This is a genomic window from Streptomyces sp. B5E4 (genome assembly GCF_039871555.1).
Taxonomy (GTDB): domain Bacteria; phylum Actinomycetota; class Actinomycetes; order Streptomycetales; family Streptomycetaceae; genus Streptomyces.
Map to the genome: position 1 here is coordinate 444,200 of NZ_JBDPMI010000001.1, position 21,245 is coordinate 465,444.

Annotated in this window: 21 protein-coding genes and 2 pseudogenes; 10 read left to right on the top strand and 13 right to left on the bottom strand. The window is 71.6% G+C overall.

Features of this window, described 5'->3' with window-relative positions; genetic code table 11:
- The first annotated feature begins 172 nt into the window (after positions 1 to 172).
- Together ABGA99_RS01790 and ABGA99_RS01795 are read left to right on the top strand one after the other, a co-directional pair.
- Positions 173 to 757, top strand: coding sequence for a hypothetical protein (locus ABGA99_RS01790; protein WP_347576020.1), 585 nt, complete (start codon positions 173 to 175; stop codon positions 755 to 757).
- Positions 757 to 1,251: a hypothetical protein gene (locus ABGA99_RS01795; protein WP_347576019.1), complete on the top strand. Its 495-nt coding sequence runs from the start codon at positions 757 to 759 to the stop codon at positions 1,249 to 1,251. Before ABGA99_RS01790 ends, ABGA99_RS01795 begins: the two co-directional genes overlap by 1 nt.
- A 106-nt stretch (positions 1,252 to 1,357) precedes the next feature.
- Here ABGA99_RS01795 and ABGA99_RS01800 read toward each other — a convergent pair whose 3' ends face one another.
- The 8 genes from ABGA99_RS01800 to ABGA99_RS01835 form a co-directional block, all read right to left on the bottom strand.
- Positions 1,358 to 2,290: an ABC transporter permease gene (locus ABGA99_RS01800; RefSeq protein ID WP_347576018.1), complete on the bottom strand. Its 933-nt coding sequence runs from the start codon at positions 2,288 to 2,290 to the stop codon at positions 1,358 to 1,360.
- Positions 2,277 to 3,080 carry an ABC transporter ATP-binding protein gene (locus ABGA99_RS01805; RefSeq protein WP_347576017.1) on the bottom strand — a complete coding sequence of 268 codons (804 nt, stop codon included), beginning with the start codon at positions 3,078 to 3,080 and terminating at the stop codon, positions 2,277 to 2,279. The genes ABGA99_RS01800 and ABGA99_RS01805 overlap by 14 nt, the downstream gene beginning before the upstream one ends.
- Before the next feature lie 33 nt (positions 3,081 to 3,113).
- Complete coding sequence (locus tag ABGA99_RS01810) at positions 3,114 to 4,232, bottom strand: ABC transporter substrate-binding protein (protein WP_347576016.1); 1,119 nt, start codon at positions 4,230 to 4,232, stop codon at positions 3,114 to 3,116.
- A gap of 184 nt (positions 4,233 to 4,416) precedes the next feature.
- The gene (locus tag ABGA99_RS01815) at positions 4,417 to 4,812 is read right to left on the bottom strand and encodes a rhodanese-like domain-containing protein (protein ID WP_347576015.1); all 396 of its coding nucleotides are present in this window, start codon (positions 4,810 to 4,812) and stop codon (positions 4,417 to 4,419) included.
- A complete protein-coding gene (locus ABGA99_RS01820) occupies positions 4,812 to 5,315 on the bottom strand; it encodes a cysteine dioxygenase family protein (protein ID WP_347576014.1) in 504 nt (167 codons plus the stop codon). Before ABGA99_RS01820 ends, ABGA99_RS01815 begins: the two co-directional genes overlap by 1 nt.
- A 364-nt stretch (positions 5,316 to 5,679) precedes the next feature.
- On the bottom strand, positions 5,680 to 6,489 hold the full coding sequence (locus ABGA99_RS01825; RefSeq protein WP_347576013.1) for an ABC transporter ATP-binding protein: 810 nt from the start codon (positions 6,487 to 6,489) through the stop codon (positions 5,680 to 5,682).
- A 3-nt stretch (positions 6,490 to 6,492) separates the two neighbouring features.
- Positions 6,493 to 7,509 carry an ABC transporter substrate-binding protein gene (locus tag ABGA99_RS01830; RefSeq protein ID WP_347576012.1) on the bottom strand — a complete coding sequence of 339 codons (1,017 nt, stop codon included), beginning with the start codon at positions 7,507 to 7,509 and terminating at the stop codon, positions 6,493 to 6,495.
- Positions 7,510 to 7,589: 80 nt separating this feature from the next.
- Positions 7,590 to 8,471 carry an ABC transporter permease gene (locus ABGA99_RS01835; protein ID WP_347576011.1) on the bottom strand — a complete coding sequence of 294 codons (882 nt, stop codon included), beginning with the start codon at positions 8,469 to 8,471 and terminating at the stop codon, positions 7,590 to 7,592.
- 328 nt (positions 8,472 to 8,799) lie between these two features.
- Here ABGA99_RS01835 and ABGA99_RS01840 point away from each other — a divergent pair, with 328 nt between their 5' ends.
- The 5 genes from ABGA99_RS01840 (at position 8,800) to ABGA99_RS01860 (ending at position 13,103) form a co-directional block, all read left to right on the top strand.
- A complete protein-coding gene (locus ABGA99_RS01840) occupies positions 8,800 to 9,360 on the top strand; it encodes a GNAT family N-acetyltransferase (protein WP_347576010.1) in 561 nt (186 codons plus the stop codon).
- A gap of 345 nt (positions 9,361 to 9,705) precedes the next feature.
- The gene (locus tag ABGA99_RS01845) at positions 9,706 to 11,400 is read left to right on the top strand and encodes a nitrite/sulfite reductase (protein WP_347576009.1); all 1,695 of its coding nucleotides are present in this window, start codon (positions 9,706 to 9,708) and stop codon (positions 11,398 to 11,400) included.
- Positions 11,397 to 11,594 (top strand): hypothetical protein, encoded by a 198-nt coding sequence (locus tag ABGA99_RS01850; RefSeq protein WP_027741032.1) that lies wholly within the window; start codon positions 11,397 to 11,399, stop codon positions 11,592 to 11,594. Before ABGA99_RS01845 ends, ABGA99_RS01850 begins: the two co-directional genes overlap by 4 nt.
- A complete protein-coding gene (locus tag ABGA99_RS01855) occupies positions 11,591 to 12,295 on the top strand; it encodes a phosphoadenylyl-sulfate reductase (protein WP_347576008.1) in 705 nt (234 codons plus the stop codon). The genes ABGA99_RS01850 and ABGA99_RS01855 overlap by 4 nt, the downstream gene beginning before the upstream one ends.
- Before the next feature lie 52 nt (positions 12,296 to 12,347).
- Positions 12,348 to 13,103: a sirohydrochlorin chelatase gene (locus ABGA99_RS01860; RefSeq protein WP_347582013.1), complete on the top strand. Its 756-nt coding sequence runs from the start codon at positions 12,348 to 12,350 to the stop codon at positions 13,101 to 13,103.
- Between the two features lie 653 nt (positions 13,104 to 13,756).
- On the opposite strand, the gene ABGA99_RS01865 is transcribed toward ABGA99_RS01860, so the two are convergent.
- Together ABGA99_RS01865 and ABGA99_RS01870 are read right to left on the bottom strand one after the other, a co-directional pair.
- Complete coding sequence (locus ABGA99_RS01865) at positions 13,757 to 14,047, bottom strand: hypothetical protein (RefSeq protein WP_347582014.1); 291 nt, start codon at positions 14,045 to 14,047, stop codon at positions 13,757 to 13,759.
- A gap of 299 nt (positions 14,048 to 14,346) precedes the next feature.
- Positions 14,347 to 14,492: pseudogene (locus ABGA99_RS01870) on the bottom strand (transposase); the annotation flags it as partial.
- Positions 14,493 to 14,512: 20 nt separating this feature from the next.
- Here ABGA99_RS01870 and ABGA99_RS01875 point away from each other — a divergent pair.
- Together ABGA99_RS01875 and ABGA99_RS01880 are read left to right on the top strand one after the other, a co-directional pair.
- Positions 14,513 to 15,208, top strand: a complete 696-nt coding sequence (locus ABGA99_RS01875; protein WP_347582015.1) for an Hsp70 family protein — start codon at positions 14,513 to 14,515, stop codon at positions 15,206 to 15,208.
- A 117-nt stretch (positions 15,209 to 15,325) separates the two neighbouring features.
- Positions 15,326 to 15,433, top strand: a pseudogene (locus ABGA99_RS01880) (ATP-binding protein); the annotation flags it as partial.
- 163 nt (positions 15,434 to 15,596) lie between these two features.
- Here ABGA99_RS01880 and ABGA99_RS01885 read toward each other — a convergent pair.
- The 3 genes from ABGA99_RS01885 to ABGA99_RS01895 all read right to left on the bottom strand — a co-directional run bounded on the left by ABGA99_RS01885 (position 15,597) and on the right by ABGA99_RS01895 (position 19,980).
- Positions 15,597 to 16,616 (bottom strand): peptidylglycine alpha-amidating monooxygenase, encoded by a 1,020-nt coding sequence (locus ABGA99_RS01885; RefSeq protein WP_347576005.1) that lies wholly within the window; start codon positions 16,614 to 16,616, stop codon positions 15,597 to 15,599.
- 68 nt (positions 16,617 to 16,684) lie between these two features.
- Positions 16,685 to 18,043: a GAF domain-containing protein gene (locus ABGA99_RS01890; protein WP_347576004.1), complete on the bottom strand. Its 1,359-nt coding sequence runs from the start codon at positions 18,041 to 18,043 to the stop codon at positions 16,685 to 16,687.
- A 281-nt stretch (positions 18,044 to 18,324) separates the two neighbouring features.
- On the bottom strand, positions 18,325 to 19,980 hold the full coding sequence (locus ABGA99_RS01895) for an acyl-CoA dehydrogenase family protein (protein WP_347576003.1): 1,656 nt from the start codon (positions 19,978 to 19,980) through the stop codon (positions 18,325 to 18,327).
- On the opposite strand from ABGA99_RS01895, the gene ABGA99_RS01900 reads away from it, so the two are divergent.
- Positions 19,963 to 21,231, top strand: a complete 1,269-nt coding sequence (locus ABGA99_RS01900) for a YihY/virulence factor BrkB family protein (RefSeq protein ID WP_347576002.1) — start codon at positions 19,963 to 19,965, stop codon at positions 21,229 to 21,231. The two genes, ABGA99_RS01895 and ABGA99_RS01900, sit on opposite strands and share 18 nt — an antisense overlap.
- Positions 21,232 to 21,245: the final 14 nt, after the last annotated feature.

The following is a 21,245-nucleotide window of genomic DNA, read 5'->3' on the forward strand; positions in this document are numbered from 1 at the left end:
GAGGAGTCATGTCCCTTACACGCATATCGCGGGGAGGGCGTCCGGGGCGCCGCCGTCGGTCCGCCTCGGCAAACCGTCACAAGGAGAGCAAGTAGGAAGACGCCGGTTCCCGCGGCTCTCCCTACGCTGAGTCGCACACCCGTCCAACTGCCCAGAGCAGGGGAGTCGGTTCATGGCAACGAGCATCACCACCCGTTCCCGGCGGACCCTAGGCGACACGTCACGACTGAACACCAGCGGGCACAAGGCGGCGCTCGGCGTCTTCGTGTTCATCGTTCTGGCCCACTGGGCGGAGCACGTCGTCCAGGCCATCCAGATCTACATCTACAACCGGCCGGTTCCCGATGCGCGCGGGGTGCTGGGGATGCCGTTCCCCTGGCTGGTGACATCCGAGTGGATGCACTACGGCTACGCGCTGATCATGCTGGTCGGGTTCCTCCTGCTGCGCCCCGGCTTCACCGGCTCCTCACGGATCTGGTGGAACCTCACGCTCGGTATCCAGGTCTGGCACCACTTCGAGCACCTCATCCTCCTGCTGCAAGCGCAGACGGACAGCTATCTCGCGGGCCGTTCGGCTCCCACGAGCATCATCCAGTTGCTGATCCCCAGGGTGGAGCTCCACCTGTTCTACAACGCGCTGGTGACGCTGCCGATGGTGGTGGCCGTACTGCTGCACCGCAAGCCGGCCGCCGCGGAGGCCGCGGTGATGCGCTGCACCTGCGCCGTGCCCCGGGTGCCCCACGGCCATCCGGCGTGATGGCCCGGTTTCCGGCCTCCCGCCTGTGGTCCGGGCTGGTGCTGGTCATCGCCGCACTGCTGCTGTACGTGTCGCTCCCCAATCTGGGGCACGTGATACGGGCGGCCCGGGCGGACGGCGAGCCCGGGGTGTTCACGGCGCAGCACGTCGAGTGCGTCCGGCATCCGGGACACGAGAGCTGCACCTGGTCGGGCACGTTCCGGGCCCGGAGCGGCGGCCAGGCGGTGCAGACGACGTACTACGGCGCCGGACGCGACAGCATGCGACCGGGCGAGAAGCGGCGGGCCGTCGACGTCGGCTTCCCCGGACGCGTCTACAGCCCGGACGGCTCACGTGAATGGATCTTCACGGTGGCGCTGCTGCTGGCCGGCTTCGGCCTCCTGGGCTACCTGGGCCGCAAGCACCTCATGCCGCCGCCGCTGCAGGAAACTGCCGGTGCGGCCACGTCGCGGAGTCCGGCGGCCGAACGGCTCACGACCCGCGACGAGGTCTAGGTGTTCTGTACATCTGGGGCCTGGAGGTTCGAAGCGGGCCGAGAGTCGTCGTCGGCCAGGGCCGGCAGCGGTGGCACCACGTACCGTCGCTGCCGGCCCGGGGGGTTCAGCGCGCGACGAGCAGCCCTCGGTTGCGCAGCACCCGGCGCTCCAGCGGGCCGAACACCAGCAGCTCGATGGCGACGCCGACGATCAGGATCAGCAGGATCGCGTTCAGCACGATCGCCATGTCCTGGTAGCCGCGGCCCGTTTCCAGCAACTGGCCCAGGCCCACCCCGAGATCGGGGGAGGTGGCGATGATCTCGGCGGCCATCAGCGACCGCCAGGAGAACGCCCAGCCCTGCTTGAGCCCGGCCAGATAGCCGGGCAGCGCCGCGGGCAGCAGCACGTGCCGTACGCCGTGCAGACCGGTGGCTCCGATGACCTGGCCGGCGCGCAGATACAGCGGCGGGATCTGGCCGATGCCGGAGACCAGCCCGTTGGCGATCGACGGCACGGCGCCGAGCAGCACCACCGCGTAGATCATCGACGGGGTGAGGCCGAACCAGATGATCGCGGCGGGCACCCAGGCCACCGACGGCAGCGACTGCAGCCCGGTGAGGATCGGGCCGATCGCGGCGCGCACGAACGGCACCTTGGCGACGATCAGTCCGAGCGGGGTGCCGATGGCGATGGCGATGAGGAAGCCGAGCACGCCGCGGGACAGGCTCGTCCAGATGACGTCGAACAGCGTGCCCTCGTACCACTGGTCGGCGAGCGCGTCCCAGACCTGGACGGGGCCGGGCAACTGGTAGTCGGGCTTGACCTCCAGCACGTACAGCAACTGCCAGACGGCCACGACGAGGGCGACCGCGATGATCGGCGGCAGCACCTTCTGCACCAGCACCTGGCGCAGCGGGGTACGCGACGTGGTCCGGGTGTCCAGGGCGTCGAGGCCCGCTTCGAGCCCGGCGAGGCCGGCGGCGGAGTCCTCGCCGGTCTTCGCCCCGGTCTTCGCGCCGGATGTGCCGGTGCTGCCGGTGGTGTCAGTGCTTGCCATGGCGGCGGATCTCCCCTCGAAGCTCTTCGGTGATCTCCAGCGAGAGGTTGGCCACCTCGGTGTCCTCGATCCGGCGCGGCTGCGGGATGTCGATGGTCCACTCCCGGGCGATGCGCCCGGGGCGCGAGGACATGAGGATCACGCGTTCGGCGAGCTTGACCGCCTCGCGCACGTTGTGGGTGACGAAGAGCACGGAGACCTTCGTCTCCGCCCAGATGCGGGTCAGCTCGTCGTGCAGGACGTCGCGGGTGATGGCGTCGAGCGCGGCGAACGGCTCGTCCATCAGCAGCAGCCTGCTGTCCTGCGCGAGCGAGCGGGCCAGGGCGACGCGCTGGCGCATGCCGCCGGACAGCTCGTGCACCCGCTTGCCGTACGCGCCGCCCAGCCGGACGAGTTCGAGCAGCCGCTCCGCCTCGGTGTGGCGCGCGGCCTTGGCCAGGCCGCGCATCTTCAGCGCCAGCTCGATGTTCTTGCCCGCGGTCAGCCACGGGAAGAGCGCGTGCTCCTGGAACATCAGTGCCGGGCGCTGACCGCCGGGTATCGCGATGGTCCCGGCGGTCGGCGCGTCCAGCCCGGCGACCAGATTGAGCAGGGTGGACTTGCCGCATCCTGACGCGCCGAGCAGCGTGACGAACTCGCCGGGCGCGACGTCGAGGGTGACGTCGTCGAGCGCCAGGAGCTGTTCGCCGGGGCGCCCGAACGTCTTGGACACGTGCGTGATGCGGGCCGCGGGCCCGTCCCCGGCCTGCGCGGAGCCGGCCGGGGCGTCGTCGGTGATGGCAGTGGACATCTCTTGCACCTCCCGGAGGTGAGGCGGGCAGAGCTACTCGACGCCGAGGCCGGCGTCGTCGACGGCGGGCCGGCCCTCGCTCTTGAGCACCTTGTTGAGGATGGACAGGTCGTAGATGCCGTCGGTCTTCGCCTCGTCGAGGAGGCCCGACTTGACGCTGTGGTCGGCCTGGTCGCCGAGGGTGGTGGCGAGCGGGTCGTCGGTGACCTCGATGTCGCCGAAGGCGCGCTCGAGCACGTCGTCGGGCAGCGGCTTGCCCGAGTACTCCTCGATCCCCTCGTTGACCAGGGCCTTGGCCTCGTCCGGGTTCTTCTCGATCCAGGCGTTGGTCTTCACCGAGCCGCGGACGACGGCCTCGACCACGTCGGGGTGGTCCTTGAGGAAGGCCTGCGAGACGATCAGGTGGGTGGTGACGAACTTGCCGTCGTCCCACAGCTCCTTCTCGTTCAGCAGCACCTCGCCGCCCTTGGCGACCAGGTTGGAGGCGGTGGGCTCCGGCACCCAGGCGCCGTCGAGGCCGCCCTGCTGGAAGGTGGTGGGGATCTCCTTGTTGTCCTGGCGGATGACCAGCACGTCACCCTTGCCGGACTGCGGGTCGACCTCCAGGCCCTCGCCGGCGAGGTAGTTGAGCAGGGCCACGTCCTGGGTGTTGCCGATCTGCGGCGTGGCGATCCGCTTGCCCTCCAGGTCGTCCAGGGACGTGACCTTGTCGGGGTTGACGACGAGCGAGGCGCCGCCGGAGGTGGCGCCCGCGACGATGCGCAGGTTGCGGCCGTCCGCCTGGGTGTAGCCGTTGATGGCGGGGGAGGGGCCGATCCAGGTCATGTCGACGGAGCCGGCGTTGAGCGCCTCGATGGCGGACGGGCCGGCGTTGAAGATCTGCGGCTTGACGGCGGTGCCGCCCAGCTCCTTGGTGATCAGGCCGTCGTCGCCGAGGCCGACCAGGGGGGTCGCGTGGGTCACGTTGCCGAAGAAGCCGATGTTGATCTCGTCGAGACCGCCGATCTTCTCGCCCTGGGCGGCGGGGGCCGCGTCGTCGCCCTTGTCGTCGTTGTCGGAGCCGTAACCGCAGGCGGTCAGGGCGAGCAGGGGGAGGGCGGCGGTGCCGGCGAGCAGGCGTATGGCCGCGCGGCGGCGGCGTGGTGCAGACACGGGAGGGTCATCCTCTCGGGGTGTTCCGGGAATCAACATCGTCTTTCCGAGTATCCCTATTGACTTAGTAGGGATAAGCCCATCAGGGCAGCTCGGTCAAGGGGGTTCCTGAGGCGTGGACGAATCGCCCGGCATGCGGGCAGGGTTTTCGTGCGCCTTTGCACGCCTTTGTGCAGGTGAGGCGTTACGGGAGCGTGACCGGCAGTCCTGCCGCCCGCCACGCCTGGAAGCCGCCGATCAGATCGGTCGCCCGGGTCAGCCCGAGCGACCTGAGCGAGGCGGCGGCCAGCGACGAGGCGTATCCCTCGTCACACATGACAATCCAGTGCACCTGGGTACCGGTGGCCTCGGCCACCGAGGCGCCGCTGGCCGGATCGCAGCGCCACTCCAGATGGTTGCGCTCCACCAGCAGCGCCCCGGGCACGGTGCCGGAGGCGCGCCGCTGGAACTCGGGCCGGGTGTCCACGAGGACGGCACCTTCGTCGAGGGCGGCGTACGCCTGCCGGGGGGTGAGGCGGTGCAGCGTGGCGCGTACGGCGGCGAGCGTGCCGTCGATTCCGGCGGCGTCGGCGGGGGCCATCAGTCGGTCACCGGGTCGGTGCGGACCGGGTGCAGGCCGCCGCCGGGCAGCTCGGCGTAGTACGACATGGCCGACAGCGCCGGCGCGTAGGCGTGGATGCTGACGGCCGGTGCCGTGCCGGCGTTGGTCACCTCGTGGACGTACCGCGGGCCGAACGAGCGCAGCCCGCCGCCGGGCAGCTCCCGCACCTGCGGCGCGCCCGGCGGCGCGGGGAAGCTGCGCTCGGTGAGCACCCCCGCGACGACCGTGAACGCGCCCGCGGCGCCGCCGTGGTCGTGGATCTCGGTGCCCTGCCCCGGCAGCCAGGTCAGCAGCCAGACCTCGTGGCCGCCGGTCACCTCCAGCCGGGTGTGGAAGCGGGCCGCGGCGTCGAAGCGGACCGCGGGGCGCCAGCGGTCGGGCCGGCCGGCGAAGGCGCGGGCCAGCTCGCCGAGCGCGGCGGGCGTCGGGGCTGCGGGTGCGGCGGCAGGTGGAGCGGGGGAGAGGATCGGCGGGGTGGACATGGAGACCTCGTTCCGGGGATGCGTACGGGGCGGGCTGAAGGGCCGGGCGGAAACGGCCCGTTCGGAATCGAGCACCCGCGGCGTACACCCGGGTGCGGCCGTCTAGGGACGGCCGCGGGGACACAGCGCGCTCGCCACACGCACCAAGTCCACATGGTGGCGGGCGAAGAAGCGCTGGTCGGTGGGCATGCACGCACGATCGCAGACTTTCCGCCGCGCGCGCAATTCCCTTGCCCCGATACGGAATTGCCGACGTAATTCCGAAACAATGTGAAGCGATTGTTAAATCTGCCGTGAGCGGGGATACGCCGCCGCCCGGGGCCCGTCATGCGCGGGTCCCGGGCGGCGGCGTACCGGTGGCGGGCTAGTGGGCGCCGCCCAGGAGGCCGCGGATGTGGGCGGCCAGGGTTTCGAACTCCGGTGCCGACATGACCTTTCCGTAGTCCCGGGCCGGCGGCAGGTCCACCGGCATCGTCTCGATGATCCGGCCCGGGCGGGCGCTCATCACCTCCACCCGGGTGCCGAGGTAGACGGCCTCCGAGATGGAGTGGGTGACCAGCACGATCGTCGTGCCCGTCTCCCGCCAGATGCGGTTCAGCTCGACGTTCAGGTGCTCCCGCGTCAGCGCGTCCAGCGCGCCGAACGGCTCGTCGAGCAGCAGCACCGGCGGCTCGTGCAGCAGCGCGCGGCACAGCGCCACGCGCTGCTGCATACCGCCGGACAGCTCGTGCGGCAGGGCGTCCTCGAAGCCCTGCAGCCCCGTCAGCTCGATCAGCTCGTCGGCCCGGCGGGCCGCGGTCTGCTTGTCCATGCCGCGCATCTCGGCCTGCAGCAGGATGTTCTTCCGCGCCCCGCGCCACTGCAGCAGCGCGGCCCGCTGGAAGGCGAAGCCGATGTTGCGCTGCGGACCGGTCACCTGCCGGCCCAGCAGGCTGACCTCGCCCGTCGTCGGCAGTACCAGGCCGGCGATCATCTTCAGCAGGGTCGACTTGCCGCAGCCCGACGGGCCGAGGATGGAGACGAACTCACCGGGCTCGATCCGCATCGAGACCCCGTCGACCGCCGTGGTGCGACTGCGCTTCGTCGTGAACGTGCACGTCACATCGCGGATGTCGATGCTTGCGGACGCCGCCGCGTCGGTCGCGGCGGTCTTCTTCTGTTCGAGCTGCGGCACTGCTCACCCCTTAGCGGCGTACGACGCGTCCCAGTAGTCGGCGGGCTTCTTGGCCTCCTTCAGCATCCCGCCGTCCGACAGCAGATCGATAGTCTCCTGCCACGACTCCTCGGAGTTGACGCCGATTCCGCCGCCGTCGCCCGCCAGCAGCGGCAGCGTGTCCTTGAGCTGGTTGGCGAGCACGTTGTCCGGCGGCGGCTCGGTCGCGGCCTCGGACATGATCTTCACGGCCTCGTCCTGGTTGGCCTCGACCTCCTGCCAGGACTTGGTGGTGGCCCGGACGAACGCCTTGGCCAGCTCGGGGTCGTCGGCCAGCATCTCGTCGGAGGCGACGATGCCGGTGCCGAGGACGTTCATGCCGAAGTCGGAGAAGAGGATGTAGTCGACGGTCTCGCCGGTGGTGTTCTCGATCGTCGGGCCCTGGTCGTGGAAGAAGCCCATGATGGCGTCGACCTTGCCGGCGGCGAGCTGCGAGATCTTGTCCGCGGGCTGGACGTTGACGACCTTGACCTTCGAGGGGTCGACGTCGTTGGCCTCCAGCCAGCCGGGGAAGGTGGCGTACATCGCGTCGCCCGGCGTGCCCGCGACGGTCTTGCCCTCCAGGTCGGCCGGCTCCTTGATGTTCTCGTCGGAGACGAACTGCACGGAGGACGGGCCCTTCTGGAGGTACACCCCGAGGCTCTTGACCCCCATGCCCTCGCCGATGCCGGCCATCAGCGGCGGGGTGTCGGCCCAGCCGAAGTCGGTCTTGTTCTGCGCGACCTGCTGGATGGTGGCCGCGGAGCCGTTGCCGGGCTTGATCTCCAGGTCGATGCCCTCGTCGGCGTAGAAGCCCTTCTCCACGCCGTAGTAGAAGGCGGCGTGCTCCCCGTACGGCACCCAGTTGAGGGTCAGCGTGACCTTCTCGCCGTTGCCGTCGCCGCCTGAGTCGCCGCCGTCGTCGTCGGACGTGTCGGGGGCGCAGCCGGCGGCGGCGAGCAGCGCGCTCAGCAGGGTGAGTGTCGCCGCGGTGCGTTTCATGTCGTTGCCTTCCTGGGCGGTCCGGTAGTGCGGGATACGGGCTGCGGCGTCATGGACGCGAACGGGCGGGAAGGGCCCGCTCAGGTCGTCGCCATGGTCACGCTGGAGCCCTCGCGGCGGCTGGCGTGCCACGGGATGAGGAGGGACTCGGCGATCTCGATGACGACGAACAGCACCACGCCGATCATCGACATGAGGATCAGGTCCGCGAAGAGCAGCGCGGAGTTCAGGTTGCCGCTGGCGAGCAGCAGGATGTAGCCGAGCCCTTCGCTGGCGCCGACGAACTCGCCGACGACGGCGCCGACCACGGCGAGGGTCACCGCGACCTTCAGCCCGGCCATGAGCTGCGGCAGCGCGCCGGGGAAACGCACCTTGACGAAGACGCTCCACCGGCTTGCGCCCATCGTGGCGGAGAGGTCGAGCAGTTCGGGGTCGGTGTCGCGCAGCCCGGCGACGCCGGAGACGACGACGGGGAAGAAGGCGATCAGCACCGCCAGGATGATCTTCGGGGAGAGCCCGGTGCCGAACCACACGATGAGGATGGGCGCGATGGCGATCTTCGGGATGACCTGGGCGAAGAGGATGATCGGGTAGAGGGAGCGCTCGGCGGTCTTGGAGTAGACGATGAGCACGGCCGAGGCGATGCCGATGAGGGCCGCCAGCAGGAAGCCGATGACGGTCTCGTACAGCGTCACGTAGGTGTGCTCCGCCAGCATCGAGCGGTCTTCCCACATGACCTCGAAGACCGAGCCGGGGGTGGGGACGAGGTAGCGCTCGACCATCTCCCGCGCGGTGACGAACCACCAGACGAGGCCGATCACGGCGAGCACGATGAGGGGCCGCCACACGGCGGAGCCGAAGGCGGCGAGCTGGTTGCCGAGGCGCGCTCCGCGCCGCCCCGTCCGCTCGGGAGCGGTCGGGACGGCGGCGGGCGCCTTGATGTCGTCCTGTGCCGTTGTCACTCGAGATGCATCCAATCGAGGTTGAACACGTGGCCGTCGCCGGGGCAGTTCTCGCGGACGGGGGGAACGGCTCCCGGCGCCGCCCGGGTGGCGTCCGGGCGGTGACCGTGGCGGCCTGTTCCGAAGGTCGTCCGGCGGTCGTGCAGTGAAGGTGGTGCCAGGTGGTGCCGAGTGGTTCCTGGTGCGGTGCTACGACAGTGGCCAAGGCCACAGAAAGCGCTTGCCATAAGCTACGGGCGGCGCCCACCCGCGGGCAAGGGGTCGTGACGCAGATTCCTGCACCGCACCCGGCTCCGCAAGGCACCGCGCGCCGTGGTCTGATTCCCCTATGGAGAGCACCGCCCTCACCACCTGGTCACTGGAGCAGACCGCCGCGGACGATCTCACCCCGGCGACCGCACCGGCGGCCGTCGCGGCCGGCGAGCTGACCGTCGTACGCGCCGCCATCCCTTCCCCGGGTTTCAACCGTTATCTCTACGGGGCCGTCGGCGCCGACGTGTCGTGGACGGACCGGCTGGTGTGGGACGAGGAGCGCTGGCGCACCTTCGTCGAGCAGCCGGGGACCGAGACGTGGGTGGCGTACGAGCGCGGGACCCCGGCCGGATACCTGGAGTTGGAGGGGCAGCCGGAGGGGGTGGCGGAGATCACGTACTTCGGTCTGCTGCCCGCGTTCCGCGGCCGGCGCATCGGCGGGCACCTGCTCTCCGTCGGCACGGCGCGCGCCTGGGATCTGGCCGAGCGGTGGCCCGGGCGGGCGCCCACGCGCCGGGTGTGGGTGCACACCTGCAGCGATGACGGCCCGCACGCCCTGGACAACTACCGCCGGCGAGGCTTCCGGATCTTCGACGTACGCACCGAGGACAGCCCGGCCGGCGGGGTGCAGGAATAGGGCCTCAAACCCTCGTGTCCAAATAACGAGACCGGACTGTCCGCATGGCGGATTACTGTGGACGATTCGCGGCACCCCATGCCACGCTCTCTCCATGGATCGAGCTGGAGTCGCCCTGGTGAGTCGGCGTCACGTCGATCTCGGCCGTATGTCCAGCGCCATCTGTCCGGCGGGCTGAAAGTCACAGCACCGCCGACCTCCCGCCGCCGCCCAGCCGTCCCCACCGTCGCGGACGCACGCGCGCGCCCCTGCAGAGCCGCCCTGCCGAAGAACCGTTTGCGCAGGTCATGAGGGTCGTGCGCGCTCACGGCCGGCTCCTCCGCTTGCCTTAAGGACACCCCTGTCATGGCTAACTCCTCCTCGCGCCCCACGGCGGCCGGTCGCCGCAAGGCGGGCCGCCACCGCGGCGAAGGCCAGTGGGCGGCCGGTCACTTCACGCCGCTCAACGCCAACGAGCAGTTCAAGAAGGACGACGACGGTCTCAATGTGCGGACACGCATTGAGACGATCTACTCCAAGCGCGGCTTCGACTCCATCGACCCCGCCGACCTGCGCGGGCGGATGCGGTGGTGGGGGCTGTACACCCAGCGCAAGCCCGGGATCGACGGCGGCAAGACGGCGGTCCTGGAGCCGCACGAGCTGGACGACGAGCACTTCATGCTCCGCATCCGCATCGACGGCGGCCGGCTGACGGTCGCCCAGCTGCGGACGATCGGCGAGATCTCGCAGGAGTTCGCCCGCGGCACCGCGGACCTCACCGACCGGCAGAACATTCAGCTCCACTGGATCCGGATCGAGGACGTCCCGGAGATCTGGCGCCGGCTGGAGTCCGTGGGGCTGTCCACCACCGAGGCGTGCGGCGACGTCCCGCGCGTCGTCCTCGGCTCCCCGGTCGCCGGCATCGCGGCGGACGAGATCATCGACGGCACCCCGGCACTGGAGGAGATCCAGCGGCGCGTGGTGGGCAATCCGGCGTACTCGAACCTGCCCCGGAAGTTCAAGGGCGCGGTCTCCGGCTCGCCGCACCTCGACATCGTGCACGAGATCAACGACGTCGCCTTCGTCGGCGTCGAACACCCGGAACTGGGCCCGGGGTTCGACGTCTGGGTCGGCGGCGGCCTGTCGACCAACCCCAAGCTGGGGGTACGGATCGGCGCCTGGGCGTCGCTGGAGGACGTACCGGACGTCTTCGAGGGCGTCGTCGCCATCTTCCGCGACTACGGCTACCGCCGGCTGCGCAACCGGGCCCGGCTGAAGTACCTCCTCGCGGACTGGGGCCCTTCGAGGTTCCGCCAGGTGCTCCAGGACGAGTACCTGCTGCGCACGCTCCACGACGGCCCCCCGCCCGCGGCGCCCGCCGAGCGCTGGCGCGACCACATCGGGGTGCACCGGCAGCACGACGGCCGCTACTACCTGGGCTTCGCGGCCCGCGTCGGCCGCGTCGACGGCGGCACGCTGACGAAGATCGCCGAGCTGGCGGCGCAGCACGGCTCCGACCGGCTCCGTACCACCGTCGAACAGAAGATGCTCATCCTCGACGTCGAGGAGGACCAGGTCGCCCCGCTGCGCGAGGCGCTGGAGGCGCTGGACCTCCAGGTCGCGCCGTCGTCGTTCCGGCGCGGCACGATGGCCTGCACCGGCATCGAGTTCTGCAAGCTGGCGATCGTCGAGACGAAGGCGCGCGGCGCGTCGCTCGTCGACGAGCTGGAGCGGCGCCTGCCCGACTTCGACGAGCCGATCACCATCAACCTCAACGGCTGCCCCAACTCCTGCGCCCGTATCCAGGTGGCGGACATCGGTCTCAAGGGGCAGCTCGTCACCGACGAGGACGGCCGCCAGGTCGAGGGCTACCAGGTCCACCTCGGCGGCAGCCTCGGCCTCGACCCGGGCTTCGGCCGCAAGGTGCGCGGCCTGAAGGTCACCGCCGCGCAGCTTCCCGACTACGTCGAGCGCGTGCTCACCCGCTACACCGCCGGGCGCGAGGACGGCGAGCGCTTCGCCCAGTGGGCCGCGCGCGCCGGCGAGGAGGACCTCAAGTGAGCGGGCGGGCGGCGCCGTTCTACTGCCCGTACTGCGGCGACGAGGACCTGCGCCCGCCCGAAGAGGGGACCTCCCGCGGAGAAGGCACAGCGTGGGAGTGCAGGTCCTGCAATCGCGCTTTCAAGCTCTCGTTCCTCGGGCTGCTGGCCGACGGCCTGCGTCCCGACAGCGATGGAGGGAACCACAACCGATGACGGTCATCGAAGACGCGGATACCGATACCGCGGCGCTTGCCGAGCGGGCCGGCCGCGAACTGGAGGACGCCTCGGCGCTGGAGATCCTGCGCTGGGCGGCGGACACGTTCGGCAAGCGCTTCTGTGTCACCTCGTCCATGCAGGACATGGTCGTCGCCCACCTGGCGTCCCGTGCCATGCCGGGCGTGGACGTCCTGTTCCTCGACACCGGCTACCACTTCCCCGAGACGATCGGGACCCGCGACGCGGTCGCCGCCGTGATGGACGTGAACGTCGTCTCGCTCACGCCCCGGCTGACGGTCGCCGAGCAGGACGCCGAGTACGGCCCGCGGCTGTACGAGCGCAACCCCGACCTGTGCTGCTCGCTGCGCAAGATGCAGCCGCTGGAGGACGGCCTCGCCGCGTACGACTCCTGGGCCACCGGTCTGCGCCGCGACGAGTCGCCGACGCGCGCGAACACCCCTGTCGTCGGCTGGGACGCCAAGCGGCGCAAGGTGAAGGTCTCGCCGATCGCCCGCTGGTCCGAGGCGGACGTGCAGGCGTACGTCGCCGAGCACGGCGTGCTGACGAACCCGCTGCTGGCCGACGGCTACCCCTCCATCGGCTGCGCGCCGTGCACCCGCCGCGTCGCCCCCGGCGAGGACGCCCGCGCGGGCCGCTGGGCGGGCTTCGCCAAGACCGAGTGCGGCATCAACGTCTGAGCCCGCCGCCACCCAACCGAGCCCCAACCGGACCGTCCTAGCGTTGCGAGCCATGCATCCCGTACTGCTGATCGTCGCCCACGGCAGCCGCGACCCGCGGCACGCCGCCACCGTCGCCGCGCTCGCGGCGCGGGTGGCGGCGGCGCGGCCGCACGCGCGGGTGGAGACCTGCTATCTGGACCACTGCGCCCCCCGCGTGCCACGGGCGCTGCGGCGGCTGTACGACGAGGGCGTACGGGACGTCGTGGCGCTGCCGCTGCTGCTGGCCCGCGCCTTCCACGCCAAGTCCGACATCCCCGCCGTCCTGGACGAGGTACGGGCCGGGCTGCCGCGGCTGCGCATCGTCCAGGGCGGCGTGCTGGGCCCGGACGCGCTGCTGACGGCCGCGCTGGACCGCCGGATGGCGGAGGCGGGGCTGCACCTGCCCGCGGAGCGGGCCCGCACGGGCGTCGTGCTGGCCGCGGCGGGCTCCTCCGACCCGGAGGCGATCGCAAGCGTCGCAGAGACCGCGCGGGAGTGGCGGCGTACCGCCGGATGGTGCGCCGTGCGGCCCGCGTTCGCCTCCGCGGCACCACCCCGCACGGCCGACGCCGTCCGCGCGCTGCGCGCGGACGGTGCCGAGCGGGTGGCGGTGGCGCCGTACGTCATCGCCCCGGGCTTCCTGCCCGACCGCATCGTGCGGGGCGCCACCGAGGCGCGGGCGGACGTGCTCGCGCCGGTGCTGGGGGCGGCGCCGGAGCTGGCGCTGCTGCTGGCGCGGCGGTACGACGAGGCGTGCGCGGCCGCGCCGCTGCCGCTGTCCGCGTAACGCGCCGGGGGCACCCGGAAACTCGTTCTGCGATCAACACGGGTGGACGGCCGTCGCGTTTCCCGCTCGCGGCACCACAGAGCGAAGCCGATCAGCCGACATCGTCCAACAGCCGCCAACAGAACGGGCGCCGGGGGATTGCGACCAGAGGTGTCCCGGATCGCCGTCGGTGATGAACCGTGTCAGGGAGCGCTCCAGCAGGTCCATAGACCGCCGTAGGTCATCGGCCACCTTGTCGAGCTCCGGGTCGTCCTGCGACGCCGTCCGCGTCCGGTAAACCGCCTTATCACGGCCCGCGACGTAGGCCAGGCCGCCGCCATTCGAGCCGATGACCAGGCCATGAGCCTTCCGGTCTGTGCCGACGCCGACACTGCCGTGCTCCTGGGGCCGCAGTAGGACGTCACTTGCCGGATCGAGGAAGTAGCCGTTGCCGACGTCCGCCCTAATGACGTCGCCGATGCTGTCGTAGAAGGCAACCAGGTCAGCTTGAAGAGCCCCGGCATGATGCGATACGCCGGGGCTCTCGTGGTCCCGTCGTCTCCGATGAAGGAGACAGGCGGATCGTCAGTGCATAGCTCAACGTCGCCCGTGGCCCGGCACGATTTCCGCCAGGGACTGTCGGGAGGAACGAGTTGTGTCGACTACCTGCCGTTCTACCGGAGGGCGTAGAGGTACCAGAGACCTGATGTCTGCGGCTCGCACTTGGTGGTGACGCCTTCCCTCACGCTGAGCTCGCCGGCCGCGACGTTGCAGTTGTTGAAGCTGAAGTACCAGTCTACGTACTCCCACCCGGCAGCTTGCGCGGGGGAAGCTGTGTCGACAATGCTGACACCGCTCGGCTGCCCGGTGACCTGGGCGGTCTCGGCCTGAGCCGAGCCGGTTCCAGCCAGCGAGGCGGTACTTACCGCCAAAACAGAGATTCCGCCTACAATCAACTTGCGCATGATTCGTCTCCGATCTCACGATGCAGCGTTGCTGTGAATGATGCTCAGGCACAGTAGGGCCGCTTCGTCGGGACCGGTCCCGAGGCCGGCGCTGGAGGTCAGGAGCGGTTCGCCTCGGAGGCCAGAGGGTCCACGGCTTCGACCAGCACCGTCGCCTCGTAGCGGACGGGGCTTGTCATAGTCGTGTCTGCGGCGGCCGTGAATGGTGGGTTCGCCGCCGGCTGCCGCGAAAGATCGCGGAAAGAGCGGCCGAGTGGGACTGATAACGGCTCACACGGTGAGCTGAGTTGTCGGTGGGTGATGAGGCAGCAGGCGAGTTTGAGGATGCTTCGTGGATGTCGGCGCGTCGTTCCCAGCGGGTGCGCAGGTGTCGAAAGCCGAGGAGCCAGGCGAATGTCCGCTCGACGACCCAACGGTAGGTGCCCAATCCTGTGCCGTGCCGGGTGCCGGGTGCCGGGTGCCGGGTTGCCGCGGGGCGTTGAGACGCTCACCCGGGATCTGCTGGAACGCTGCCGGACGCCCGTCGAACGCGTCCTCGCCGACTCCGACCGCACGCTCGCCGACATCGACCAGGTCGTCCTGACGGGCGGCGCCGCCCGGATGCCCGCGGTGGGCGACCTGGTCCGCCGGCTCACGGACGGCCGTGAGCCCTACCGGGGCCTGGTCCCCGGGTCCGTCGCCGGCGGCGCCGCTCTTCAGGCGGGCATCATGACCGGTGACGTGAAGGACGTATTGCTCCTCGATCTCACCCCCCACTCGATCGGCGTCGAAACCGACGAGGGGACCACGACGAAGCTGGTCGAGCGGAACACGACGATCCCCACGAAGCGCTCCGAGATCTTCACCACGCACACGGACAACCAGACCACGGTGGTGCTCCACGTCGTGGAGGGCGAGCGGGGGGACCCGGCGCGCAACCGGACCCTTGCGGTCCTCGAACTCCCCCTGCCACCCGCTCCCCGCGGCGTGTCGCAGATCGAGGTGACGGCCGACTGCGATCCCAACAACATTCTCCACATCACGGCCAAGGAACTGGGCACGGGCAACAAGACGGCCGCCACCGTCGACCAAGCGACGATGGACCGGGCTGCCGCGCTCCTCCGCTCCTCCCGCTGGGCTGGCCTACGCGGTCTCGCCCCCGTGACTCACTCGGCATCCTGACCGGCTGTTCTCCATCCGCTCGGATGGTCGGCGGGGGTTCAACGACGAGGTCAGCCGGCGACCTCTGTCGGTCCACGACGAGCCTGACCGGCACCCGCCCCTTCACCACCAACGCACCAAGTGTTCGGAGACGAGATCCTGGCCACCGCGATCCCCGACCGCCTTCCGCACCACTGCGAGGTCGTCTCGATCTACGGCAACAACCACCGGCTCAAGAACCGCCTGGGCCTCGGCGTGGAGATAGACCTCACCCGCGAGCAGTTCGGCCCGGAGGAGATCGTCACCGAGGGCACGGTCGTCGCCCGTCCGCCGCAGATCGTGCGCCTGCGCGAGGAGTACGAGCTTCTCCGCGACCGGGTCACGGAGAAGCTCACGGCCGCGCGTGAGGTCAGCCCGACACCCGGCGCCACTTGCGGAGGCTTGTCAGTTCCCGGGGCGGGGTCAGTTTGCTGCCCACTTCTACGTACGAGACCTCCGCCGCGTAGACATCGCCCCGTGAGTCGACCGCGATGCCGTGCAGCCAGTTGAAGCTCGCCGGGGACTCGCCCGGGAGGTCCGCGCCGAAGCGGGTGATCTCGTGGCCCGCGGTGTCGAAGACACGGATCTTGTGACCGATGCCCGGGACGCCGTGCTGGATCGGGGGCGGGCCCTGTTCCGCCACGTAGAGGCGGGTGTCGGGGCCCGTGCCCGTGGTACAGACGGCCACCGCCTTGTGGGCGTGCCAGGTGGTGCGGAAGTCGCCGGTGCGGGAGAAGACCTGGACGCGGTGGTTCTCGCGGTCGCAGACGACCACCGAGTCGTCGTCCGCGAGCGTCAGCGCGTGCGGGAGGCTGAAGCTGCCCGGGTCCGTGCCGGGGGTGCCCCAGGAGGCGAGGTGGCGGCCGGTGGCGTCGTAGTGGTGGACGCGGGAGTTGCCGTAGCCGTCGGTGACGAAGACGTCGCCGGTGCGGGGGCATATCGCCACGTCCGTGGGGCGGTTGAAGGGCTCGCCGCTCTGGAAGCCGCTGGGCTCGCCGGTGCCGAGGGTCAGCAGCGTGGTGCCGCCGCGGTCGGTCTTGGTGATCGTGTTGCCGACGTCGTCGACGAGCCAGAGGTGGTCCTCGTGGTCGACGGTCACCGCGTGCGGCCGGGTGAAGCGGCAGCCGCGCCAGCGCGGCTGGGTGTTGCCGTACGGGTCCTCGTACAGCTCGGTGCCGAGATACGGGGTGTCGTTGCCCCACATGTCGGCAACGTTGCCATCCGGGTCGAAGACGAGCACCGGCATGTTGCCGCGGTTGAAGACGTAGACGCGGTCGGCCGAGTCGACGGCCACCGAGGTGGCTTCCCTGAGCCAGATCCCGTGCGGGATCTTCGCCCAGAGGGGGACGGGTTCGTAGACGGTGTCACTGGTCGCGGGCCCGACGGGCATCGCTTCCTCCCCTGCAGACGCATGGGCCGGTGATCATAACCCCCGTGGGCGAACTCAGCGTGGGGAACTCAGCGGCGGGCGGCCAGCACCGCCGGGGCCGTGGACTGGGGGAGCAGGTCGGCGGGGCGGGCGGGGAGCAGGAGTTGGACGTCGATCTCGTCGGAGAAACGATACGGCCGGTGCGCCAGCAGCCCGCCCAGCTTCCGGCGCAGCCGGGACAGCTCCGCCCGTACCGTCACCGTGCGCCCCGGGTCGCCGAAGAGTGCGTCGGCCAGCGCCGTGGAGCTGAACCCGTCGCGGTGCACCGCCAGCAGGTACAGCAACTCCGCGTGCCGCGGGCTCACCTGCTGCGACCACCGCCCCGCGCCGCCCAGCACCGCCAGACACGGCGACGACGGCCGGGTCAGGTCCAGCACCACCCGCGTCGGCGCCCGCGCGGTCCCCTCCGGCTCGACCCGTACCAGCCACCCGCCGCCCGGCAGCGGCTCCAGCCCACACCGCCCGAGCCCCGGCAGCACGCACGCGCCCGCCGCCGGCGACTTCGGCAGCGCCACCCGCTCCGGTGGCACCATCCCGGTGGCCGCCGCCGCCCAGCCGTGCTCGTCCACGGCCAGCGCCCGGCCGCCGATGCCGGCGAGGACGGGCGCCGCGACCGCCCGCAGCCGCCCCATCGCCGTCCAGTGCCGGTCCCGCAACTCGCCCTCCGCGACCCGGCCGACGGCGGTGACGAACGCCAGCGAGATCGCCGGCATCGTGCGCGCCGGGCCGGTGACGTTGACCACGCCCAGCACCCGCCCGTCGCGCGGGTCGGTCAGCGGCGCGGCGGCGCAGCTCCACCGGTGGCAGGTGCGGAGGAAGTGCTCGTCGCCGTAGACGCCCACGGGGTGACCCGTCGCCAGCGCGGTGCCGATGCCGTTGGTGCCCGCGGAGTCCTCGCTCCAACTCGCGCCCTCCGCCACCCCGATGCGGCTCACCGCCTTGAGCATCCCGCGCTCGCCTTCCCGCCACAGCACCACGCCGTCGGCGTCGGTGACCACGACGACGTGTTCGGGCTCGGTGTCCTCGGCAGGGATCAGCCCGTCGCGCAGCACCTCGCGCAGGACGCCGATGCCCGCCGTACGCCGCCGCCACTCCAGCTCGGCGACGCCCACCCGCCAGGGCCGGCCGCCCTCGCGGTCCAGGCCGCTTTCCTCCGCGCGACGCCATGAGTCGCCGATCAGCTCGCGCGGTACGCGGGCGGCCGGCGGCAGCCCCGGCAGGGGGACTGCGTACGCCTCGGCGGCCTGCCGGCCCGTACGACCGCCGCCCGTACGACCGCCCGCGGTCCCGCCCGCCAGCGCACGCCCCCAGCCAGCCCGCGGGCCACGCGCCGGGCTCCGCTGCCGGTGCCCCCGCCCGCCGCCGCCCGTTTCCGCACTGTCCGGCACAACACTCCCTGCTGGCACGCCCGTTCTGGCGCTTGGGGTCAATGGTGCCCGCACCACCGCCCCGCCGCACACCTCTTGGACCAAACTGATCAAAGCCGCGACAGCAAGCTGCAACGGTGTGCAACCTTTGCGCACGCGCGTGCGCGAGGAGTTGAGTGGGCCCGGGTTGACGAGCGGAGGGGGTGCCGAGTCGGCGCGGCACCGCTTTCCGACGCCCCGCCACGGCGGAAGGTCACCTCTCCACCCTGCGGGAGGGGCCTTCCGCTGTCGCGTCCCCCTCGTCAGGCCGCCGGGACCGGCCGGGCCCGGTCCACCACCGCCCGCAGATCCAGCCCGTGCGGCAGCGTCCCCAGCTCCGCACCCCACTCGCCGCCCAGCCGCGAGGCGCAGAAGGCGTCCGCGACCGCCGCGGGCGCGTGCCGTACGAGCAGCGCCCCCTGCAGCACCAGCGCCAGCCGCTCCGCCAGCCGGCGCGCCCGGGTCTCGACGCCCTCCAGGTCCGCCAGCTCCGTCAGCAGGTCCTTCACCGCCCGGTCCAGCCGGTGGTCCGCGCCGCGCGCCCGGCCGATCTCGGTGAGCACGGCGTCCACCGCCCGCGGCTCCCGCCGCAGCGCGCGCAGCAGGTCGAGCGCCTGGACGTTGCCGGAGCCCTCCCAGATCGAGTTCAGCGGCGCCTCGCGCAGCAGCCGCGGCATCCCGGACTCCTCCACGTACCCGTTGCCGCCCAGGCACTCCAGCGCCTCGGCCGCCACCGGCGTGCACCGCTTCGTCACCCAGTACTTCGCCGCCGGCACCGCCAGCCGCAAAAACGCCAGCTCCTCGTCCGTGCCCGCGTCGTACGCCGCCGCCAGCCGCAGCGCCAGCGCCGTCGCCGCCTCCGACTCCAGCGCCAGGTCCGCCAGCACGCTGCGCATCAGCGGCTTGTCGGCGAGCACCCCGCCGAACGCCGCGCGGTACGTGCAGTGGTGCACCGCCTGCGCCACCGCCTGCCGCATCACGGCGGCGGCGGCCGTCGCGCAGTCCACCCGGGTGGCGGCGACCATCTCGATGATCGCCGGGATGCCGCGGCCCTCCTCGCCGACCCGCCAGGCGAGCGTCGTACCGTCGAACTCGACCTCCGCAGAGGCGTTCGAGCGGTTGCCGAGCTTGTTCTTCAGCCGCTGGAGAAGAAAGGTGTTGCGGCTGCCGTCCGGCAGCACGCGCGGCAGCAGGAAGCAGGTCGGGCCGCCGCCACCGGCGCCGTCCGGCACCCGCGCGAGCACCAGGAAGGCGTCCGACATCGGCGCCGAGCAGAACCACTTGTGGCCCGTCAGGGCGTACGCACCGTCCCCGACAGGCTCCGCGCGCGTGGTGGTGGCCCGTACGTCCGAGCCGCCCTGCTTCTCCGTCATCCCCATCCCGGTGAGCGCACCCGCCTTCGCGGCGGCGGGTACCAGGTCCGGTTCGTACACCCGCGAGGTCAGCAGCGGCTCCCACACCGCCGCCAGCTCCGGCTGCGCGCGCAGCGCCGGCACCGCGGCGTGCGTCATCGACAGCGGGCAGCCGTGCCCCGCCTCGGCCTGCGTCCACACCAGGAACCCGGCCGCCCGCCGCACGTGCCCGTCCGGCCGCCCCCAGGCGTCGGTCAGCCCGGCGGCCACGCCGCGCGCCAGCAGCCGGTGCCAGGAGGGGTGGAAGGCGACCTCGTCGAGGCGGTGGCCGTAGCGGTCGTGGGTGTGCAGCACGGGCGGCGAGGCGTTCGCCTCGACGCCCCACCGCTGCACCTCGGCGGAGCCCGCCGCCCGGCCGAGGGCGGTCAGCTCCGCGTGCGCCCCGGCGTGCCGCTCGGGCGCGACGTAGCGCTCGACCGCCTCGGTGAGGGCCGCGTCCGCGGCGTAGACGTCGTAGCCGACCAGGGGCGGTGTCTGATTCGTCACCGTATGAGTACCTGCTGCCATGACAGCTACGGTAGGCAGGTGGGAGCAGAACGGGAAACGGGTGCGGAACAGGGCGGACGCGGCGAACCCCGCAGCCGGCTGGGCCGGGCCCGCGCCCTGTACCAGAACCTCCCCAAGCGCCGGGTCGCCTGGCTGCTGCTGAAGGACACCGTCCATTCCTGCATGCAGCACCGCGTCATCGGCCTCGCCGCCGAGGCCGCGTTCTTCAGCCTGCTGTCACTGCCCCCGCTGCTCCTCGGCCTCCTCGGTCTGCTGGGCTACTTCGACCAGTGGCTCATCGACGTCGCGACCATCCGGCACAACATCATCGACGCCTCCGACACCGTCCTGACCGCCAAGGGCGTCGACCAGATCGTCCGCCCGCTGCTCGACGACGTCACCCGCGGCGGGCGCCCCGACCTCATCTCCTTCGGCTTCGCGCTCGCGCTGTGGTCGGGCTCGCGCGCCGTGAACGTCTTCATCGACACCATCACGATCATGTACGGGCTCGAAGGCCACCGCGGCATCGTCAAGACGCGCCTGCTGGCGTTCGGGCTCTACCTCGTGGCGCTGGTCATCGGCGTCGTCGCGCTGCCGCTGATGGTGGCGGGGCCGGACGCGGTGGTGCAGTTGCTGCCGTGGAGCGAGACGGCCGTACGGGTGCTGTACTGGCCGGTCGTCGTGGTGCTGTCCGTCGCCTTTCTCACGACGCTCTACCACGCCGCCGTCCCCGTGCGCTCGCCCTGGCGGGAGGACCTGCCGGGGGCGCTGGTGGCGCTCGGCATGTGGCTGCTGGGCAGCGTGCTGCTGCGGCTCTACCTGCTGAACGCCGTGGAGGGCCCGACGATCTACGGGTCGCTGGCCGCGCCCGTCGCGGTGCTGCTGTGGTTCGGCGTCTCGGCGTTCGCGGTGCTGGTCGGCGCGGCCGTCAACGCCGCGTTCGACCGCGTCTGGCCGTCCGTCGCCACCGCCACCGGCCGGGCCGAGACCGCCCGCGCACGGGAGGAGGCGGCGGCCCGGCTGGTCGCGGCGGCCTCGGCGGAGCGGCAGGCGCGGCTGCGCGGGCTCGACGGGGACGCCTCCGCGGAGGAGCGGGCCCGGGAGCCGGAGCCGGAGCGGGCGGAGGAAGAGGAGGAGGCGGCGGAGGAGAGCCGCAGGGCCCGGGCGAAGAACCACCGGCCGGAGCCGCCGGAGCCGCCGGAGCCGCCGGAGCGGACCGGGCCGGGGGAGCCGTCGGCGCACGAGGAGAGCGAGCGGCACGAGGTGAAGTGAGCGCGGCGAGCGCC